The organism is Brevibacillus centrosporus (assembly GCF_046622605.1).
Taxonomy (GTDB): domain Bacteria; phylum Bacillota; class Bacilli; order Brevibacillales; family Brevibacillaceae; genus Brevibacillus; species Brevibacillus centrosporus.
The window spans coordinates 4,354,260-4,372,559 of record NZ_CP176856.1 but is presented as its reverse complement, the minus strand read 5'-3'; the positions used below and the strand labels follow the sequence as shown (position 1 = coordinate 4,372,559).

At 51.9% G+C, this 18,300-nt stretch carries 13 protein-coding genes; 12 read left to right on the top strand and 1 reads right to left on the bottom strand.

Going from position 1 to position 18,300, the window contains the following annotated elements; genetic code table 11:
* Positions 1 to 134: 134 nt before the first annotated feature.
* Positions 135 to 1,454, top strand: a complete 1,320-nt coding sequence (locus ACLIN2_RS22085) for an MFS transporter (RefSeq protein ID WP_411502136.1) — start codon at positions 135 to 137, stop codon at positions 1,452 to 1,454.
* 45 nt (positions 1,455 to 1,499) lie between these two features.
* On the opposite strand, the gene ACLIN2_RS22080 is transcribed toward ACLIN2_RS22085, so the two are convergent.
* Positions 1,500 to 2,879 carry a DUF4832 domain-containing protein gene (locus ACLIN2_RS22080; protein ID WP_411502135.1) on the bottom strand — a complete coding sequence of 460 codons (1,380 nt, stop codon included), beginning with the start codon at positions 2,877 to 2,879 and terminating at the stop codon, positions 1,500 to 1,502.
* 277 nt (positions 2,880 to 3,156) lie between these two features.
* Between ACLIN2_RS22080 and ACLIN2_RS22075 the strand changes: the two genes are divergently transcribed.
* From ACLIN2_RS22075 to ACLIN2_RS22025, 11 genes are all read left to right on the top strand, one after another.
* On the top strand, positions 3,157 to 5,244 hold the full coding sequence (locus tag ACLIN2_RS22075; protein WP_411502134.1) for a carbon starvation CstA family protein: 2,088 nt from the start codon (positions 3,157 to 3,159) through the stop codon (positions 5,242 to 5,244).
* Positions 5,241 to 5,453 (top strand): CstA-like transporter-associated (seleno)protein, encoded by a 213-nt coding sequence (locus tag ACLIN2_RS22070; RefSeq protein WP_092268510.1) that lies wholly within the window; start codon positions 5,241 to 5,243, stop codon positions 5,451 to 5,453. Before ACLIN2_RS22075 ends, ACLIN2_RS22070 begins: the two co-directional genes overlap by 4 nt.
* A gap of 201 nt (positions 5,454 to 5,654) precedes the next feature.
* On the top strand, positions 5,655 to 6,497 hold the full coding sequence (locus ACLIN2_RS22065) for an inositol monophosphatase family protein (RefSeq protein WP_373863301.1): 843 nt from the start codon (positions 5,655 to 5,657) through the stop codon (positions 6,495 to 6,497).
* A 177-nt stretch (positions 6,498 to 6,674) separates the two neighbouring features.
* Positions 6,675 to 7,760 carry a glycoside hydrolase family 15 protein gene (locus ACLIN2_RS22060; protein WP_411502133.1) on the top strand — a complete coding sequence of 362 codons (1,086 nt, stop codon included), beginning with the start codon at positions 6,675 to 6,677 and terminating at the stop codon, positions 7,758 to 7,760.
* 151 nt (positions 7,761 to 7,911) lie between these two features.
* The gene (locus ACLIN2_RS22055) at positions 7,912 to 9,285 is read left to right on the top strand and encodes a peptide MFS transporter (protein WP_411502132.1); all 1,374 of its coding nucleotides are present in this window, start codon (positions 7,912 to 7,914) and stop codon (positions 9,283 to 9,285) included.
* 266 nt (positions 9,286 to 9,551) lie between these two features.
* A complete protein-coding gene (locus ACLIN2_RS22050) occupies positions 9,552 to 9,986 on the top strand; it encodes a response regulator transcription factor (protein ID WP_400585358.1) in 435 nt (144 codons plus the stop codon).
* 117 nt (positions 9,987 to 10,103) lie between these two features.
* Positions 10,104 to 11,474, top strand: coding sequence for an aspartate aminotransferase family protein (locus ACLIN2_RS22045; RefSeq protein WP_411502131.1), 1,371 nt, complete (start codon positions 10,104 to 10,106; stop codon positions 11,472 to 11,474).
* 34 nt (positions 11,475 to 11,508) lie between these two features.
* Positions 11,509 to 13,227, top strand: a complete 1,719-nt coding sequence (locus ACLIN2_RS22040; protein WP_411502130.1) for an IucA/IucC family protein — start codon at positions 11,509 to 11,511, stop codon at positions 13,225 to 13,227.
* Between the two features lie 69 nt (positions 13,228 to 13,296).
* The gene (locus ACLIN2_RS22035; protein WP_411502129.1) at positions 13,297 to 14,535 is read left to right on the top strand and encodes an MFS transporter; all 1,239 of its coding nucleotides are present in this window, start codon (positions 13,297 to 13,299) and stop codon (positions 14,533 to 14,535) included.
* A gap of 9 nt (positions 14,536 to 14,544) precedes the next feature.
* The gene (locus ACLIN2_RS22030) at positions 14,545 to 16,365 is read left to right on the top strand and encodes an IucA/IucC family protein (RefSeq protein WP_411502128.1); all 1,821 of its coding nucleotides are present in this window, start codon (positions 14,545 to 14,547) and stop codon (positions 16,363 to 16,365) included.
* The gene (locus tag ACLIN2_RS22025; protein ID WP_411502127.1) at positions 16,362 to 18,275 is read left to right on the top strand and encodes an IucA/IucC family protein; all 1,914 of its coding nucleotides are present in this window, start codon (positions 16,362 to 16,364) and stop codon (positions 18,273 to 18,275) included. Before ACLIN2_RS22030 ends, ACLIN2_RS22025 begins: the two co-directional genes overlap by 4 nt.
* Positions 18,276 to 18,300: the final 25 nt, after the last annotated feature.

Sequence of the window (18,300 nt, the reverse complement as noted above, 5' to 3'; positions counted from 1 at the left end):
ACAGCAATAGTTCAAAGGATCTAAAACTATCGAACAGACTGAAAGACCATTCATAGAAAGCATAGTGTATGCACGGTGATTTCTGCATTTTAGTTTGAAAGTTTTAAGACTATAAGAATATAGGGGTGGACATCTTGAAGCAGAATGCACCTGGTAATTCCAAATGGCTGATTTTCACGTTGAGCTTCATCGTTTTGCTCGCCGTGATGAATGCCTTGCTATTTAACGTAGCGCTTGCCGATATTTCAGCAGATTTATCGATCGGCCCGTCTCAAGTGAGCTGGATCCTCATAGGCTACTCTATGATTATTGCGATCGGTTCCATGACTTATGGCAAATTGGCTGACCACTTCAGTGTGAAAAGGCTGCTCCTCTTCGCACTCGGATTGTTTATCATCGGTTCACTGGTTGGTTTTAGCAAGCCATCATATACTGTCATCATTCTGGGGCGCATAATCCAAGCGAGTGGCGGATCCGCCTTTATTTCACTGGCCATGGTGACAGTCGTCCGTATCATTCAGCCAGACCGGCGTCCCGCGGCTTTGGCTATGATCAGTGCAGCTATCGCACTGGCTGCGGGTGTTGGCCCCTTGGTTGGCGGAGTGATCACGAATGCGTTTGGCTGGCCGTATTTATTTCTGCTCATGGTGATTGCTGTCGTGGGAATTGGACTTGTCCTAGCGGTTGTGCCAAAAGACGCAGGCAGCTCTTCGCCGTTTCATTTTGATTTTTGGGGAGCGGGTCTCCTGTTCGGGGTGATCGCGTCCATCCTGCTGGCTGTCACCAGCAATAAGCTGCTTTTCCTGCTCGCCATTACTCTCGCAGTCTTGTTAAAGGGCTGGCTGGCAAAAGCAAGGCATCCATTTATCGATACGGAGCTTTTTGCGAATAAAACGTTTTTGCGCGTATCTTCCGTCGGTTTTCTGATCAATGTAGGGATTATGGCCAATGCCTTTCTGTTTCCATTGCTCTTAAGCCACAAGAATGGTCTTTCGCCTTTTTACATCGGTATGTTGATGTTCATCGGCGGCTCATCTGGTATTTTATCTAGCTTTACAGCAGGTAAACTCCTTCCCGTATTCGGTGGGCAGAGGGTGATTTACTTGGCTGCCGTTACGATGATAGCGGGCTTTCTCATGCTGGGGCTGCTGCCACAATCAAACGTGTTTGCGGCTACCATAGCGCTGGTGCTGATTGCGATGAGCTACTCCGCGATTCAAGTATCCCTGAACAACCTGATCCCGCAAACATTGCGTCCCGAGAAGCTTGGTGTAGGGCTTGGCTTTTACAACCTGCTGAATTTTGTAGGAATGGCTTTCGGACCCGCTGTAGCAAGCCGCATTTTGGAGTCCACGAACAGCTACAGTCTGATTTATATCGGGGCAGCGATCTTGGTCAGCTTGCCTTTTGTATTGCTGCAAAAGCCGTCAACAGTACAGCAGAAGGCAGCGTAAATGGTTCGCAAAAAAGGCCGTCAGCAATTGCTGGCGACCTTTTTTCTACTTCGTTTGAACCTCTACACGCCCAAGCGAATATCGCAAATCCTCCCGTTTTCCTTCCATCGCCCATTCAATAGCTGGCTCGCCGTTCTGAGGATCCAGGATCGCGATGCATACCGTGTACGAGCCAGCTGGAAGCTCATCTGGGATCGGCAAAGCGTAAGCGGTCGTCACTTTTCCAGGCAGCCATTTGCGGATGTCTGCTGAAGTTTCTGCCTTGGCGACGATCTCGCCGTTGGCATCCGCCAGCGACAGCTCGAGCACCCACGGAAAGTAAAAGGGAGCTACGCCTTGATTCTCCAGGTCCAGCTTGATGTTCAGGTCGGAACCAGGGGCAACAGACGCTTCATGAATTTCCTTGTGAACGAAAAAACGATAGCCGATCGTATTCAGCAGCTGATTCAAATATTTTTGCTGCGTCCCGTTTGCCGCAAAAGTCGCAGGAGTATTCGGACCGAGCCAGCTAATATGGGTGGACTTTGCCTGTGCGATGGTATCGTTGATAGAGGCTGCGCTGAAATACCTTTTTAACGATTTGGAGGGAGAAAATTCGCCCCCGCTCGGCGCGTATTTCCAATAATCAGGCATCGCTGGCATTTTCTCGAGGGTAAGCCAGGAGGTGTACCCCTTGTCTGCCCAGGATTTGTATTCCTCCGTCTGATCTCTATTGCCAAATACATCGTTGAAGAGACCGAGCTTAAATTTCCTGGCAATCGGATGAGGTCTGCGCATGAGCAGGATCGAGTCCGGGAATTGATCCAGATAGGGCTGGACGTACTGATCTGTCACTACCAGCTTGGGAAAGGGGCGAGAGGTATTCGTATGCCATTCTCCCCAGTGCCCGATACTGCCCAATTCAATAAACGCGAGACGCGGGTCGTTCCTGTAATGCTCGCCGAGTTTTTCGATCAGCTTTTGGTGATACGCAATCAGCTGCGGATTGCTGTAATTTGGGCTGAAGCCTTTTCCATAGCTATTGCTGTACCAGTCCCCGTCTCCATTCAGTTCACGGTACAGCCAATCGGGAATATCCAAATGAGATTTGTCGGTGGGATAGTCCAAGATGATACGAATGACCCATTTGGCTCCGCGCTCTCCCCATTCGGCAAGCTTCAGCTCTTTTTCTACTTGTTCAAACTTGTAGCTTTCTTTTTTCGGCTCCAGCTGCCGCCAGGTGAGATTTGCGTACACCAGGGTGTGGTTTTGTGCATAGCTGTCGTTGCGAGAGTCCGGAGCAAGTCCCATGTACGGATTGGACAGGACATCGTCGATCGGCTTTGGTGTGTAGATCATTTCCGTTTTCTCGGTTGCCAGGCAGAGGACAGGGAGAGAAGTGAGCAGCAAAAGTATGGCCAGGGTGTAAAGCAGATGCGATTTCATGAATGCCCCCAGTGTGGTCTGAATGTAAGCGGTTCGCCAGTGCCGTCTGTTTCAAGCAAGGATTTATGATACTCCAGACAACTGGACAATTTCTGAACAAGTGCGAAACCCCTGACACGAGGAATGTATCCGCTTTCATTCGTGCGCCTATGGTGCGTTTCGTGTTCCATTTTGTACGACTCAGCCAATTTGCATATGGAGGATGTTTTCCTTGTGATACGTTCTAGGAAGGCGAATTTGCCTGAATGTTTCAAAAGGAAAAAAGGAGGAGACTCAGATGAGAAAATGGCTTCTCTCGCTCCTGATTTGGGGCGGGATCGCTGCGCTTGGTGCTGTCGGTTTTGGAATCATTGCACTGACTCGCGGAGAATCTGTCAACTCGTTCTGGCTGCTGACAGCTGCTTTTTGCACTTATGCCGTTGCTTATCGTTTTTACAGCCGTTTTATTGCCAAGAAAATCATGGGTCTGGATGACAACCGGGCGACACCTGCCGAAGTGAACAACGACGGCAAAGACTTCGTACCCACGAACAAGTGGATTTTGTTCGGGCATCACTTCGCTGCGATTGCCGGTGCGGGTCCACTCGTAGGTCCGACGCTGGCAGCCCAGATGGGGTATTTGCCAGGAACGCTCTGGATCATCGTCGGCGTCGTGATCGGGGGCGCTGTGCAAGACTTCGTAATCCTGTTCGGGTCGATGCGGCGCAACGGGAAAACGCTGGGCCAGATCGCCAAAGAAGAGATCGGTCCGATTGGCGGAGCACTCGCATTGGTCGGAATTATTGCGATTATGATCATTTTGATTGCTGTTTTGGCAATGGTTGTTGTAAACGCTCTCGCGGAGTCTCCGTGGGCGACCTTTACGATCTTTATGACCCTGCCGATTGCCATTCTGATGGGCTTGTACATGCGCTACATCCGTCCGGGCCGCGTGATGGAAGGCTCGATTATCGGGCTCGCCCTGCTGTTCCTGTCCCTGTGGCTGGGTCAGGCAGTGGCGGCTTCTCCTGCCTGGGGTCCAGCTTTCACCTTTACCAAAGTACAGCTGGCTTGGATGATCATCGTATACGGCTTCGTTGCTTCTGTACTGCCGGTGTGGCTCCTCTTGGCACCACGCGATTACTTGAGCTCCTTCTTGAAGGTAGGGACGATCGGAGTGCTGGCGATTGGTATTATCATGACACTGCCGCCTCTGCACATGCCAGCCTTGACCAAGTTTATTGACGGTACTGGCCCTGTTTTTGCCGGTAACCTGTTCCCGTTCCTGTTTATTACGATTGCCTGCGGTGCGGTATCCGGCTTCCACGCCCTCGTGTCCTCGGGTACGACACCGAAAATGATTACGAAAGAATCGCATGCTCCACTGATTGGGTACGGCGGCATGCTGATGGAGTCCGGTGTCGCGATTATGGCGATGATCGCAGCATGCGTACTCACGCCAGGCGTTTACTTTGCCATCAACTCGCCAGCTGCCGTGATCGGGGCAGATGCTGCGGCTGCAGCCACAACGATTTCGAGCTGGGGCTATACCGTTACCCCTGATCAGCTAACGACTCTCGCGGGCGATATTCAGGAAAAAACCGTTCTTTCCCGAACAGGGGGCGCTCCGTCGCTGGCGATCGGGATGGCGACGATCTTCTCCGGAATTCTCGGTGGAAAAGCATTCATGGCATTCTGGTATCATTTTGCGATCCTGTTTGAAGCCGTGTTTATTCTGACGACTATCGACGCCGGTACGCGTGTCGGCCGTTTCATGGTGCAGGATATGCTCGGCAACGTCATTCCGAAAATGAAAGAAACCAACTGGCTGCCGGGCAATCTGATCGGCTCCGGACTCATCTCCATCGGTTGGGGTTACTTCCTCTTGCAAGGGGTTATGGATCCGCTCGGTGGCATCTACACCTTGTGGCCGCTCTTTGGGATTGCGAACCAAATGCTCGCTGCCATCGCGTTTACTGTAGGAACGACGATTATCTTTAAAATGGGCAAAGCGGCCTACTCGTGGGTCACTCTGGTACCGATGGCTTGGCTCAGTGCTGCGACGCTGACGGCTGGCTGGCAAAAGCTGTTCCATCCGGATGCCAAAATCGGCTTCCTCGCTCATGCGGAAGCTTTCCAAAAGGCGCTGGATGCCGGAGCATTGCCAAAAGGGGTAAAAACGATCGAAGCTGCACAGAAGATGATTTTGAACGACCAGATCGATGCGGCGGTATGCGCGATCTTCATGGTCATCACCATCGGCATCATTTTGGACGGCGCGCGTCTGTGGATCAACATTTTGCGCGGCAAGCAATATCCGCTGTATGAGTCCCCCTATATCAAGTCCAAAGGAAACATCATTGACGGAAAAGGACACGTAGCATGAGAAGGCGGCTCAGAGCGCTCCGAAAGTCATTACGCCGTGTGAGCTCTGCCATCAAGACGATTTTCGGAATGCCGGACTATGACCGTTACGTGCAGCACTGGTACGCGACGCATGCCGCACCAGGTATTTTCCCGATGACGGAGCGAGAATACTACATGTACGCTTTGACGGAGCGGTATGAAAAAGGCGGCGTGACACGCTGCTGCTAACGACACGAAGAGAAAGAGGCCGGAGCCGTCCGTGCCTCTTTTCGCTTTACAGATAGGAATTTGTAAGACTCCCATCCAGTACAAGTGCAACTAAGGCTTCGCCGAAAAGCTTGGCGAAGCCAAGTTTTCTAGTCAGGTGCACAAGCTCCGTGCAGGTGTGGTGTAACCGCAGGTAAAGTATGGTACACTAAACAAAAAGTCATGTTTTGGGTGGCGATATGTGTGCAAGAACCATCACTTACGGAGCTTAAGGAGCTGGCTCTGCGCTGCGCCCGATCTGCGGGTGAGCTGAGTCTCAAGCGAATGAAAGAGCCGTTTCAAGTCGAATACAAAACGTCTGCCTCCGATCTTGTCACGGCAGTTGATAAAGAAGTGGAAAAGCATGTAATCAACATGATTCTCGAACGGTTTCCTGATCACGGAATATTGGGCGAAGAAAGTACATTTACAGGGGATTACAAGCAGTTTGATACACTTTGGGTCATTGATCCAATCGATGGGACGACCAATTTTGTGCATCAACAAATCAATTTCTCCGTGTCGATCGCGGTCTATTACAAAGGGGAGGGGTTGGTCGGAGCGGTATACGATCCTTCCCGTGATGAGCTCTTTTACGCCGTAAAAGGCGAAGGAGCCTACCTCAACGATCGTCCCTTGCATCTGGAAAAGGTCGTTACGCTCGAGGAAGCGCTGCTGTGCACGAGCGTTTTTTGGAACAAGCGGGCCGAGCAGATAGGCATTGATCAGATCGTGAAAAAGCTGGCAGGTAAAGTGCGGGGGATGCGCCTTCTGGGCAGTGCCGCCTTGGAGATGTCCTACGTAGCTGCGGGAAGATTGGATGGCTATGTGAGCATGTCTCTGAACGCTTGGGATTTCGGCGCTGCACGGATTATCGTGGAGGAAGCGGGAGGCAAGGTGACATCGATGGTCGGCAACCCGCTGCCGTTTGACGAGAAAAGTAGTGTCATGGCGTGCAACCCAGCTTTCTATGAAGAACTGCAGCACTACCTGAATTTGTCGGACAATACAGAGAAGGGGTCGTAAGTGATCTCGGAATCAGAAAGACCTGCTGACGATTGACTCCAGCAGGTCTTTCTTTTCCTTATGAAATGGAGGATTACACACGTGAGGGTACGGGATGCATATGCTAAGGGAAGCGGTTTCTTTTGCATGTGAGATCCATGGTTTGAACGAGGCTCGTCTCACAGGAGGGAAAAGAGCATGACAACTGCTGAATTCATCGAGCAAAGCATCCGCATCATCACGGAGCATCAGGCGGAGAGCGGAGCCTATATCGCCTCCCCTGCCTTCCGACCGTATCGATACGCATGGCTGCGAGACGGGACATTTACAGCGTATGCCATGAACCGTGCCGGGCAGCATGAGAGCGCGCGCCGGTTTTATCAGTGGTGTGATCGAGTGATTCGACAATACGAACAGAAAGCTCGTGCTGCAATCGCTGCCGTGCAGGCTGGGTTCACTGGCGGAGGAAACGAGCGCTTTTTGCATACACGCTACACCGTAGATGGAGCAGAAGTGATTGGGGAGTGGGGCAGCTTCCAGCTCGATGGCTACGGCACCTGGCTGTGGGGGCTAGCGCAGCATGTGCGGTTCAGTGGCGAGACGGCCCTGATCGAGCAGCTGCGTCCTTCCATCGATTTGACATTGGATTATCTGCAAGCCTGCTGGAGGCTGCCCAACTACGACTGCTGGGAAGAATGGGGAGATCGCCAGCACCCGGCTACGATGGCGGCCATCTATGGTGGCGCAGCAGCGATTGCGGAGTACGTGCCTGATCGTGCCGAGGAGCTTTCCCGATTGGGACAGAGCATTCGCCAGTTTGTTCGGGAATATGGAACAACGGATGGAAGATTTGCGAAATCCGTGGGAAATCCAGCTGTTGACGCCAGTTTGTTATGGATAGCGGTCCCTTTTGGATTGGCGGAAGTGGATGATCCCCTTATGGTCGAAACGGTGGAAGCCGTGAAGCGGGAGCTTGTCACAGCTGGGGGAGTCCATCGCTACACGACAGATACGTACTATGGGGGTGGGCAGTGGCCGCTGTTGACTGCCTGGCTTGGGTGGTTTTACGTACGCACGGGGCAGAAAGAGGCTGCGGCGGACCTCTTGCACTGGATGGAATCGAAATGGCAGCCATCCGGATTGCCCGAACAAGTACAGGACCATCTTGTCTCGCCAGAAGCGTATGAGAGCTGGATAGAGAAAGAAGGAAAACCCGCTTCTCCTCTGGTATGGTCCCATGCGATGTACCTCGTGCTGGCTGCGGAGCTTCAACACTTTGGATAAGGGCGCCTTGCGTAACAGCGAGGTGCTTTTTCCTTTACGGCGTTGTGAACGGCTGCAAGGGAAACGAGGATGAAAAAGACCAACAAAACAAATAGTAAAGGATGATGTTCGGGAAAAATCCAATCCTTTTTCTAGCTGGGAGCGATGACAATTGGCAGCATCTCAACAAGCACAGCACGACAAAGTCCGGCATCCTCCAGGACTGTACCTGTTGTTTTTTACAGAGATGTGGGAGCGCTTCAGCTATTACGGCATGCGTGCCCTTTTGACGCTGTATTTGACGACAGCATTGATCAGTGGTGGGCTTGGGTTTGAAAAGAGCACCGCGATGAGCATCTACGGCTTTTTTACGGGAGCCGTCTATTTTACTCCGCTGCTGGGTGGTTACTTGTCGGACAGGTATATTGGCAGGCGACGTGCCATCACCATTGGCGGTGTGCTGATGGCTCTGGGAAATTTCTGTTTATTCGCCTTGACGAATACGGCTGGACTTTATATGGGACTGGCTTTGCTCATCATCGGCAACGGATTTTTCAAGCCTAATATCTCGACCCTTGTCGGAGAGCTGTATCCAAACGATGAAGGCAGAAAAGATGCGGCCTTTACCATCTTTTACATGGGGATCAACATCGGTGGTTTTTTTGCTCCGTTAGTCTGTGGTTTTCTGGCAGAGGATCTGTTTAAAACGACTGTAGATGGGATAGATCATTTCGGCTTCCGCTTCGGTTTTCTAGCTGCTGCGATCGGTATGATCGTCGGACAGGTGATCTACAACGGCTTGGGAAACCGGTATCTGGGTGACATCGGAAAAAATACAGTAGGAGCTGCAGCAAGGGAGAGTGGAGTTGATGTCTCCCGAGAGCCCTTGACCCCGAAAGAAAAGCAGCGCACGGCGGTGATCGTCATCATCACATGCTTCGTCATTTTCTTTTGGGCAGGGTTCGAGCAGGCAGGCAGCTCGCTGACTCTGTACGCAGACAAATTTGTGGACAAGCACATCTTTGGCTGGGAAGTCCCAACATCATGGTTCCAATCGCTCAATCCGTTGTTTATCGTCCTGCTTGCTCCAGTGCTGTCCGCATTTTGGATCAAGCTCGCTGCGACGAAAAAAGGGGACCTCAGTATTCCCGTCAAGATGTCACTGGGTATGATCATGCTCGGCTTGGGATACATGGTATTGATTATGGCCGTGCTGCAGACAGGCAGTGATGCGAACAACGTGGTGGTGCAGTCGAACATCCTGTTTATCATCGTGACGTATTTGCTGCATACGCTCGGCGAGTTGTTCCTGTCACCTGTCGGACTGTCGATGGTGAGCAAGCTCGCTCCGGCCAAGCTGGCTTCCTTGCTCATGGGCGTGTGGCTGGCGAGTACAGGCGTGGCAAACGTATTGGGAGGATATTTGGCTGCAATCACGCAATCCCTTGGCTACTTCGAGGTATTTGGGCTGATCGGGCTGATGGCCATTGTGATGGGACTGATCCTGCTGCTTTTGTCGCGCAAGCTGGTACGGATGATGGAATAGAACAATCGGTGGGTCTTTCGTTGTGTTTTCGAACGGGAAAAGAGGTTCTTTTGACCCCCTTTGAGAAGGGGGCGAAATCGCAGCAAGATAAAAAACAGACCAATCTTTCGCCAAAAGCAGGTGGGAGATTGGTCTATTTGCAATGTGCGATACTTCCTTTTTTTAGGAGAAATTTCGCTTGATTTTTTCGGATATGCAGTGGAAAATATAACTGATATTGATAATTATTATCAATTAATTCCATAATCCATGAGGTGATAGGCAGCATGTCGATAACGAAAGTGCGATTGACGATTGATTCGAATCTTAAGGATGAACAGGAGCGAGCCAAGCTGGCGGAGCTGCACCAATTCGTTGTCAGTCATATCATGAGTTTGGAATTTCAAGAGGGTGTCAAAGTAACCATGGAGTACGGATCTCAAGCCGAATCCGGGCAGGAAGACTTGGACGAAGCGGATGGACAGGAGTGGGGGAGCCTGAGTGACAGACAGCGGCAAATCGCCAGAATGCTTTGCCAGCATTACTCCATTAAACGGATTGCAGAAGAACTATACGTCAGCGTAAATACCGTGAAAAAGCACATTCAGAACGTGAAGAAAACGTTAAACATCGAAGCATCTGGGGCCGATTTTACTTACGCCCTGGAGCAATTGCTGCAGCGGAGCAAAACGGAGGGGAAGGAGCATACTCAAATCGAATAACGCACATTATCCATTTGGAGAATTTACTCCCTAGAGGCTTGTTGATATTCTAAGAACAGATATAAAACCATTGATACTGATTATCAATATCAAATATCAAAAACAAGCTTCTAAGGAGTGGTTCGAGTGGGGAATTCCAACAATGAGCGTTATCTGGAGAGCCAGGCGGCAAGGGAATCCAATGCGAGATCGTATCCTAGGAGACTTCCCATCGCGATTCTGGAGGCGGAAGGCATCCATGTAAAAGATATGGATGGCAAAGTCTATTACGATTGCTTGGCGGGAGCAGGAACGCTGGCTCTAGGTCACAATCATCCAGTGGTCGTGGATGCGATCAGGCAGATGCTGGAGCATAAGCGTCCCCTGCACACCTTGGACTTGACGACTCCCTTGAAGGAGCAGTTTGTGGACGAGGTTTTCGCGAGTCTGCCCGAAGCGTTCGCCAAAGATGCGCGCATCCAATTTTGCGGGCCGACAGGGGGCGATGCCATTGAAGCTGCGATCAAATTGGTAAAGACAGCGACAGGCAATCGAAGCATCCTGGCTTTCCAGGGTGGCTATCACGGTTCGACGCACGCGACGATGAGCTTGAGCGGCACACTCGGTCAAAAAGAGAAGATCAACGGCTTGATCCCGGACGTGCATCACTTGCCGTATCCCTATGCCTACCGTTGCCCGTTTGGGGTTGGCGGCGAGGAGACGCACCGAATCAGCAGTAAGTACATAGAGAATTTGCTCAGTGATCCGGAAAGCGGCATTGTGTCCCCGTGCGGAATGATCCTCGAGGTCGTTCAGGGAGAAGGGGGCTCCATCCCTGCCCCGATCGAATGGCTCAAGGAGATTCGCCGGATTACAAAAGAACGGAATATTCCGCTTATTATTGATGAAGTGCAGACCGGAATCGGCAGAACCGGCAAGATGTTCGCCTTGGAGCATGCGGGCATTATTCCAGACGTGCTCGTGCTCTCCAAGGCCATCGGCGGCAGCTTGCCACTCTCGGTCGTGATTTACCATAAAAAGTACGATGTCTGGAAGCCAGGCGCACACATTGGTACGTTCCGCGGGAATCAATTAGCGATGGCGGCGGGTCTGGCTACCTTGACATACATCAAGGAAAATAACCTTCCGGAAAAGGTGGCTCAGCTTGGCGATCGTTTATCCAATCACTTGCTAGAGCTGAAAAGGAACGTCGCGTTTATCGGAGACGTGCGTGGACGCGGACTGATGATCGGTGTGGAAGTGGTGAATGCGGATGAGCGACAGGATTCGTTGGGGCATTATCCCGCTCATCCAAAGCTGGCTAGCCGTATTCAGCAAGAATGCCTCAAACGCGGACTGATTTTGGAGGTTGGCGGCAGACATTCCGCCGTGATGCGTTTCTTGCCTCCGCTCATCGTAACCGAAGAACAAGTGGACGATATTGCCCGTATTTTCAGTGAAGCGGTTCACGTGGCATGCGAAGCTTACCACGCGGCCAAGATTTTGTGATGGAGTCTCAGGAGAGAGGAGAGACCGAGGAAGAATGCTAGGACAACAAACGAATGTATCTGTTTCCAAAAGCAGTGCAGAGCTGGCAGAGCAAGCGACGATTCGTGCCGTGTTGAACAGTTATTTGCGGGAAACGAAAGCCCCCTTGGAGACAGAGCGAGACGTATTTATCCTAAAGCTCCCGTCTATCGGGAAATCCATTACGGGAGAGCTGCTGTATTCCTCTGCCATCGGGCAGCATGCCTATGGGCCTGTCTTCCACGAGATCATGCCGGACGGAGCGCATCGGCAACTGGAGATGTCCTCGTTGGCGAGACTTTTGCTGGATGAGCTGGGTGCAAAAGAAACATCTGGCCCTCGCAGCGCCTACGTGAGTCAGCTGATGGCGCACATCGAAAACAGCTACCGCAAGATGAGCATGCATCTCGATTATTACCAGAGCCACCGACAATCCCTAGTGAAGGGAAAATTAGACTGCATCAAATCGGAGCAATCGCTCTATTACGGACACCCGTTTCATCCGTATCCCAAAAGCGCGGAAGGATTTCAGGATGAGGAGCTGGCGATGTACAGTCCAGAAATGGGCGCTGCTTTTCAGCTGCATTACTTCGCGATTCAAGAGGAGCTGGTTTACGAAGAATGGCTCGAAGGTCACGGCCCGAAGCTTACTGACGATGTAGAAGCACACGCCAAACAACAATTGACCGACGGGGCGGGTACATACAAGATCGTGCCCATGCATCCTTGGCAAGCCGCATTTGTGTTTCAGCTGCCACAGGTTCAGGCGCGGCTCCAACGAGGTGAAATCATAAGCCTGGGCTTGCTTGGTCCCGTATTCTATCCGACTTCATCGGTACGAACGGTCTGGAACCCGGCAGGAGGATACGGATACAAGCTGCCTCTGCATGTCCGGATTACCAATTTGGTACGGGAAAACTCGTGGGAGCAAGCCAGAAGGACGATGGATGCGGCAAAAGTGATTCATCACTTGCAAGACGATATCCAATCGGATTCTTTCCAAATCTTGTCGGAGACAGGTTTCAGTCATATCCGAATCGATTCGTCCGAGGATGCTTCGCCGTATTTTACGGTGATTCATCGACCGATTGTCTTGGAAAACGAATCCACATATGTGGTGGCGTCTCTCTTAGAAAGCTTTCCGGGTGAGACAGAGCCCAAATTGATCCAGGCCATCAGACAAAGTGGCCAGGAGCCGCTGCCAGACCTGGACCTTTGGCTGGAGCGCTACCTGCAAATATCGCTGCTTCCTTTGATGCGGCTTTTAGCACGCAGAGGGATCAGCTTTGAGGCCCATTTGCAAAACTCCCTAGTCTCCCTCAAAAACGGATGGCCGGACTGCTACTATGTGCGGGATCTGGAAGGGGTCAGTATCGACCGCCAAGTAGCGGCACAGTCGGGCTGGATTGGCACTCTCGTAGACGCAGACAGTCCTGTCCTCTACGAAGAAGCTCAGGCGTGGATGAGGACCAAATATTATTTCATCGTCAATCACCTGGGCTCACTCATCCACACGATTGCGGCTTATCGGCAGGTAGGCGAGGAGCATTACTGGCGCATCGTCCAAAAGCTCCTGCAGCAGGAAAAGGCGACGGCTGACAAACGGCTGCTTGCCTATATAAACAACCTGCTCCAAAGTGATTCTTTGCCTGCGAAAGCAAATTTGCGCAGTTGTTTTCTAAAAAGGGGAGAGACACCTTTGTTTGTCGACATCCCGAATCCGATGAAGGAATAATTTCCGCGCTGCCACATCCGACTTGTTCCAATCGTGACGAAAGCAGGAAGAAAGGAATGTGTCGTTCGCGTGGAAAAGTGGAGACGAAATCTATACATCTTGTACGTGGGTCAATTTCTGGCGATGGCTTCGATGAGCTGTGTCACACCGTTTCTCCCCCTTTATTTACAGGAGATGGGGCTGACGGATCACGATGAGGTCTTGCTGTGGTCAAGTCTCATTTATGGAGCCAACCTGCTGACGGCTTTTCTATTTGCTCCGATCTGGGGCAAGGTCGCAGATCAACACGGTCGGAAACTCATGCTGATACGTTCCGGACTGGGCATGGCCATTACCATCTCGCTGATGGGAGTGGCCAGCGGTCCGATTCATCTGCTGCTTTTGCGTCTGCTAAATGGTGTCTTGTCTGGATTCAGTCCCGCCGCCATCGCATTGACGGCAACGAGCACGCCGAAAGAAAAGAGTGGCTATGCGCTAGGCATCCTGCACTCCGGATCGGTGGCAGGAACCATTTGCGGACCGCTGCTAGGCGGCTTACTCGCTGACCAGTTCGGCTTTCGTGCCGTTTTTTTCGCCACCGGCTGCTGCATTTTGGCAGCCACACTGATCGTCATTTTCTGGGTTACCGAGAATTTTGAAAAGAAGGGCGAGAAACCGGAAAAGACCGGCTTTGTGGACGATTTCAAACAGATCGTTGCGAGGAAACCGATTGCTTCTCTGATCCTATCGGCTGCCATCGTCAGAACGGCGATGATCGGTACGCTGCCGCTTATTCCCTTGTACGTGCAGCTTTTGGCCCCCAGTCAGGACAACGTGGTCTTGTTCGCGGGAATGGCCACAGCTGCGATGGGAATTGCCAATATGATCGCTGCCCCGCAGTTGGGGAAGCTCGGGGACAAATTTGGCTCACACCGTATTTTTATCGGCGCGGTGAGCGGAGCCATCTTGTTTTTTGTCCCGCAAGCGTTCGTTCCGAATCTGTGGCAGTTGATCGCTCTGCGCTTTGGGACAGGTGCCTGCTTGGGTGGATTGATGCCTTCTGTCAATGCACTCATCCGCCAATTTGCGCCAAAGGGGATGGAGAGTAGGACATACAGCTATGTAAACTGCGCCTGCTTTTTGGGAGGGCTCGTTGGCTCGCTAGGCATGGGAGCAATCGCATCCTGGTTTGGTCTGCGGATGATCTTCATAGGCTCAGCAGTCCTGTTGCTGCTGAACCTTGTCTGGATGAAAGTGGCTGTCTATCCGCAAATTCATCGCGAGCAGGAAGAGGCTTCGCTTTTGCGTGATCAGCAAATAGCAAAATGAGGTGGAACAATGTATACATTTGCCAAGATGCGAACCGACCATTCTGATTTATATACAAAAGTAGAAGAACGTGTTTTGTGCCAGCTGATGGAGGCCGTTATCTACGAGGAAATCGTCCTGCCGCGAAAAGAGCTCTTTGCAAACCGCTCTGCGACGGGGAAGTATGTGCTGCCAGGTACGGCCAAATCAGGAGAGTCGGTAGCCTATGTGTTTTCTTGCAAGCAGTACTTCACTTTTGAACGTGTCCGTATCGAGCGGGGAAGCGTGCGGCGCATAGACGCGAGAGGGGAGCAAGCAAAGGTGGCGTTGCCTCTGTTTGTGCAGGAGGTGCTCGGTCAAGTCCAAAGCGACGAGCGCTTGGCGATCCTGCTTGAAGAGCTGGAGCAGACTTTGCTCAAAGATCTGCAGGCGCAAATACACAGGTCTGAAACGAATGAAGACCAAATGCCAGCTGCCTATGATGATTGGGAAAGTCTTTTGGACGGACATCCTTACCATCCCTGCTATAAATCGCGGATCGGCTTTCACTTGAAGGAAAATGAGCAGTACGGACCTGAATTTCAAGCCAATCTGCAGCCGGTTTGGTTGGCCGTTGCCAAATCGGAAAGTCTTCTAGCGGTAAAAGAGCACATCGACTACCCTGCCTTCATCGAGGAAGAGCTTGGGCATCGAAGCTATCAGGAATATGTCGCTCTCCTGCACGAAAAAGGGCTGGATGTCAAAGATTACTGGATCATGCCCGTCCATCCGTGGCAGTGGGGAAATATCATTCTCCCGACGTTTCATAGTCAGCTGGCTGAACAAAAAATCGTTGAGCTCGGCTTCGGAAAAGACTACTACCGTGCTCAGCAATCGATCCGCAGCTGGGCGAACGCTGTGCACGTAGAGAAATCCTACATGAAGCTGGCGCTGAACATCACGAATACCTCTACGAGAAGGATGCTGGCGAAGCATACGGTCATGAACGCACCGCTCGTGACCAACTGGCTGCTTTCGCTGACGGCACAAGATGAAGTAGCGAGAAAGCTGGACTTTCCATTTTTAGGTGAGTTTGCGGGGGTCTCTTACGATTACGAGAAGCTTCCCGCTGCTGTCAAGCTGCAAGCATACGGGAGTCTCGGTGTTGTCTGGAGGCAAAGCGTCCACCGCTTCTTAAAGGAGGATGAGCAAGCGTTTCCCTTTCACGCGCTGAGTCTCATCTACCAAGAAAAGCCTGTGATTGACAAATGGGTGCGCCAATATGGCCTGGAAGCCTGGACACGTCAGCTTCTTGATGTGACCGTCACGCCTCTGATTCATATGCTGTATGCACACGGACTGGCCTTGGAATCCCACGCCCAAAATATCGTGTTGATCCATAAAAACGGGTGGCCGTCTCGAGTGGCTCTGAAAGATTTTCACGACGGGGTGCGTTTCTCCAAAGCGCATTTGCCCAGGCCAGATCTATGCCCGGACCTAAACCGGGAGCCAGCTCACCATCGCGCTCTCAACCGTCATTCGTACATGCAAACGGACGATTTGGCTGCCGTGAAAGACTTTTTGCACAGTGCCTTTTTCTTTGTGTGCCTAAGCGAGCTGGGTATCTTTTTGCACGAGCATTACGCACTTTCGGAACAGAAGTTTTGGGGAATGGTAGCCGAGGTTATCTACTCCTACCAAGAAGACTATCCAGAGCATCAGCAAAATTTCAAATGGTACGATTTGTTCTCCCCAACCATTCTGATTGAACAGCTGGCGCGACGCCGCATGTGGAAAGACACGGAAGTCGAACCAAAGCCAGTGCCGAATCCTCTCTATTATTATCGATCCCTGCGAGGAGGCGAAGCATGAGGATGAAAGAGGTAGGGTATGAGGTAGAACAACTCGTCATGGAGGATTTGGTCAATGCACTGCTCGCGGAACGTTTCTTCGAAGAACACCACAATGTCGAGCTTTTATCCCGAGTCGAATGGGAAGCGATCGTTCGAAGCGATTCCGTAATGCAGGCGATACATAGCCAATTCGATTTTGCTCACGAGCAAGTGCATGTTTACCGCTGGAGCTTGGGTTCGGAGCAGGGAGGTACGGTCGTCTTTCCTGTGCAGCCTGCCATCGTTCAATCCTATCGCTTTCTAGCATCTGCTGGCATGTATGAAGCCCGACAGACCGAAGACCAGGTAACTGTGACAAAGCTGGGGCCAGTGGAGCTCATGCGGCATCTGCAAAATCTGTACGCCCATGATCCCATCACGATCCATCCCGATAGTGCCGAGCAATTTAAGCGGATGCTAGGCGAAACATTGCTGCAAACATCCTGGGCGCTGGAAAACGCACAGCCAAAAAAGGTGCTGGCTCTTCCCGCAAAGGCAGCATTCCTGGAAGCAGAGAGAAAGGCGGCTTTTCGGGATCGTCCCTTTCATCCAGTTTCCAAAGCAAAGCTGGGATGGGGCAGTGAAGAGTGCCGCCGCTATACGATTGAGCATGGTCAGGCAATCCAGCTGAACTGGATGGCGGTAAAGCGTGAGCGCTTGGTATCGGGTCAGCCGAACGGTCCATCGCCCATGACGGGATTGCTCTCTGACGAGGAGCGTCATCTGCTCGAGACGGAAATGAGCGAGCGTGGACTGTCCACAGACGAATATGTGCCGATACCCGTCCATCCCTGGCAGATGGCGGAAATCTTGCCGAATCTGCTGCATGTGGAGCTTGCGCAAGGGATATGCGTGCCCTTACAGTCTCAAGTTGGCACCTATTCAGCTACCTCATCTGTTCGTTCTTTACTTCCGGTCGGTAAAGGAACCCATCACGTGAAGCTGCCCATTGGCATTCGTTCTCTTGGGGGACTCCGCTACCTTTCAGCAGTCAAGCTGATGAACGGCCAGTGCGCAGAGAGGCTGCTCCGGCAGGCTGTAGAACGAGACACGGAATTGAGGAATCGCCTGTTCTTGTGCGATGAAACACAGTGGTGGGCCTATTTGCCAGAAAGCCGTGACTTGTTTGCCGACTACCCGCGGCATTTGTCTGCCATGGTCAGAAAATACCCGGCTGACTTGCTTGCGGATGAAGAGGTTCGTCTTGTTCCCATGTCTGTTCTGGCTGTCTTTGAGCGTGGCGGAGCGGGTCATCTATTCGACGAGTGGTTGTCCATCCTCGGCCAAGAGCAAAGCGAGGCAGCGATTCTTCAGCTATGCAAAGAGGTCTTCCTGCCGTTTTTGGAGATTAGCTTCCGGCTGTTCCAGCTCGGGATGATGCCTGAAATCCATGGGCAAAACGTTGTCCTCGTCTGGAGAAAGGGTAAAATCACGGGGCTTTTGCTTCGCGATCATGACTCGCTGCGGGTCCATGTGCCTTGGCTTTGCGCGAACGGCCTGGAGGATCCAAGGTATACCTTGCGCCCCGGCGTACCGGAGTCTCTCTACCATCAAACACAGGAAAACCTGCTGTCCTTTTTCCAAATGCTCGGGATTCACGTGAACAGCTACGGCATGATCGATGCTGTATCCAAGTATTACGGCGTGGAAGAAGAAAAGCTGTGGAGGGTACTGCTGGAGAGCATCGAGCAGGCGATGAAGCGAGCGGATCTGCCGGATGAAGTGACAGTGGTCCTGCGCGCGTGCCTGCTGGAAAAGGCGGAGTGGCCCTGGAAAGAAGTCATACGCCCATTGGTCAAGCAGCATGCCAAGGTACCTAGCAGCATGCCCTATTCAAAAGGAGAAGCGCAGAATCCGTTTCATGCCATGTCTCGCGTCTTGAATTCCTAAATAAGTCTGGATAGAAGGGAGGAAC

Coding starts and splice junctions, on each gene's coding strand:
- ACLIN2_RS22080 (WP_411502135.1), bottom strand. CDS start 2,879: ATGAAATCGCATCTGCTTTACACCCTGGCCATACTTTTGCTGCTCACT.
- ACLIN2_RS22075 (WP_411502134.1), top strand. CDS start 3,157: ATGAGAAAATGGCTTCTCTCGCTCCTGATTTGGGGCGGGATCGCTGCG.
- ACLIN2_RS22070 (WP_092268510.1), top strand. CDS start 5,241: ATGAGAAGGCGGCTCAGAGCGCTCCGAAAGTCATTACGCCGTGTGAGC.
- ACLIN2_RS22065 (WP_373863301.1), top strand. CDS start 5,655: ATGTTTTGGGTGGCGATATGTGTGCAAGAACCATCACTTACGGAGCTT.
- ACLIN2_RS22060 (WP_411502133.1), top strand. CDS start 6,675: ATGACAACTGCTGAATTCATCGAGCAAAGCATCCGCATCATCACGGAG.
- ACLIN2_RS22050 (WP_400585358.1), top strand. CDS start 9,552: ATGTCGATAACGAAAGTGCGATTGACGATTGATTCGAATCTTAAGGAT.
- ACLIN2_RS22040 (WP_411502130.1), top strand. CDS start 11,509: ATGCTAGGACAACAAACGAATGTATCTGTTTCCAAAAGCAGTGCAGAG.
- ACLIN2_RS22030 (WP_411502128.1), top strand. CDS start 14,545: ATGTATACATTTGCCAAGATGCGAACCGACCATTCTGATTTATATACA.
- ACLIN2_RS22025 (WP_411502127.1), top strand. CDS start 16,362: ATGAGGATGAAAGAGGTAGGGTATGAGGTAGAACAACTCGTCATGGAG.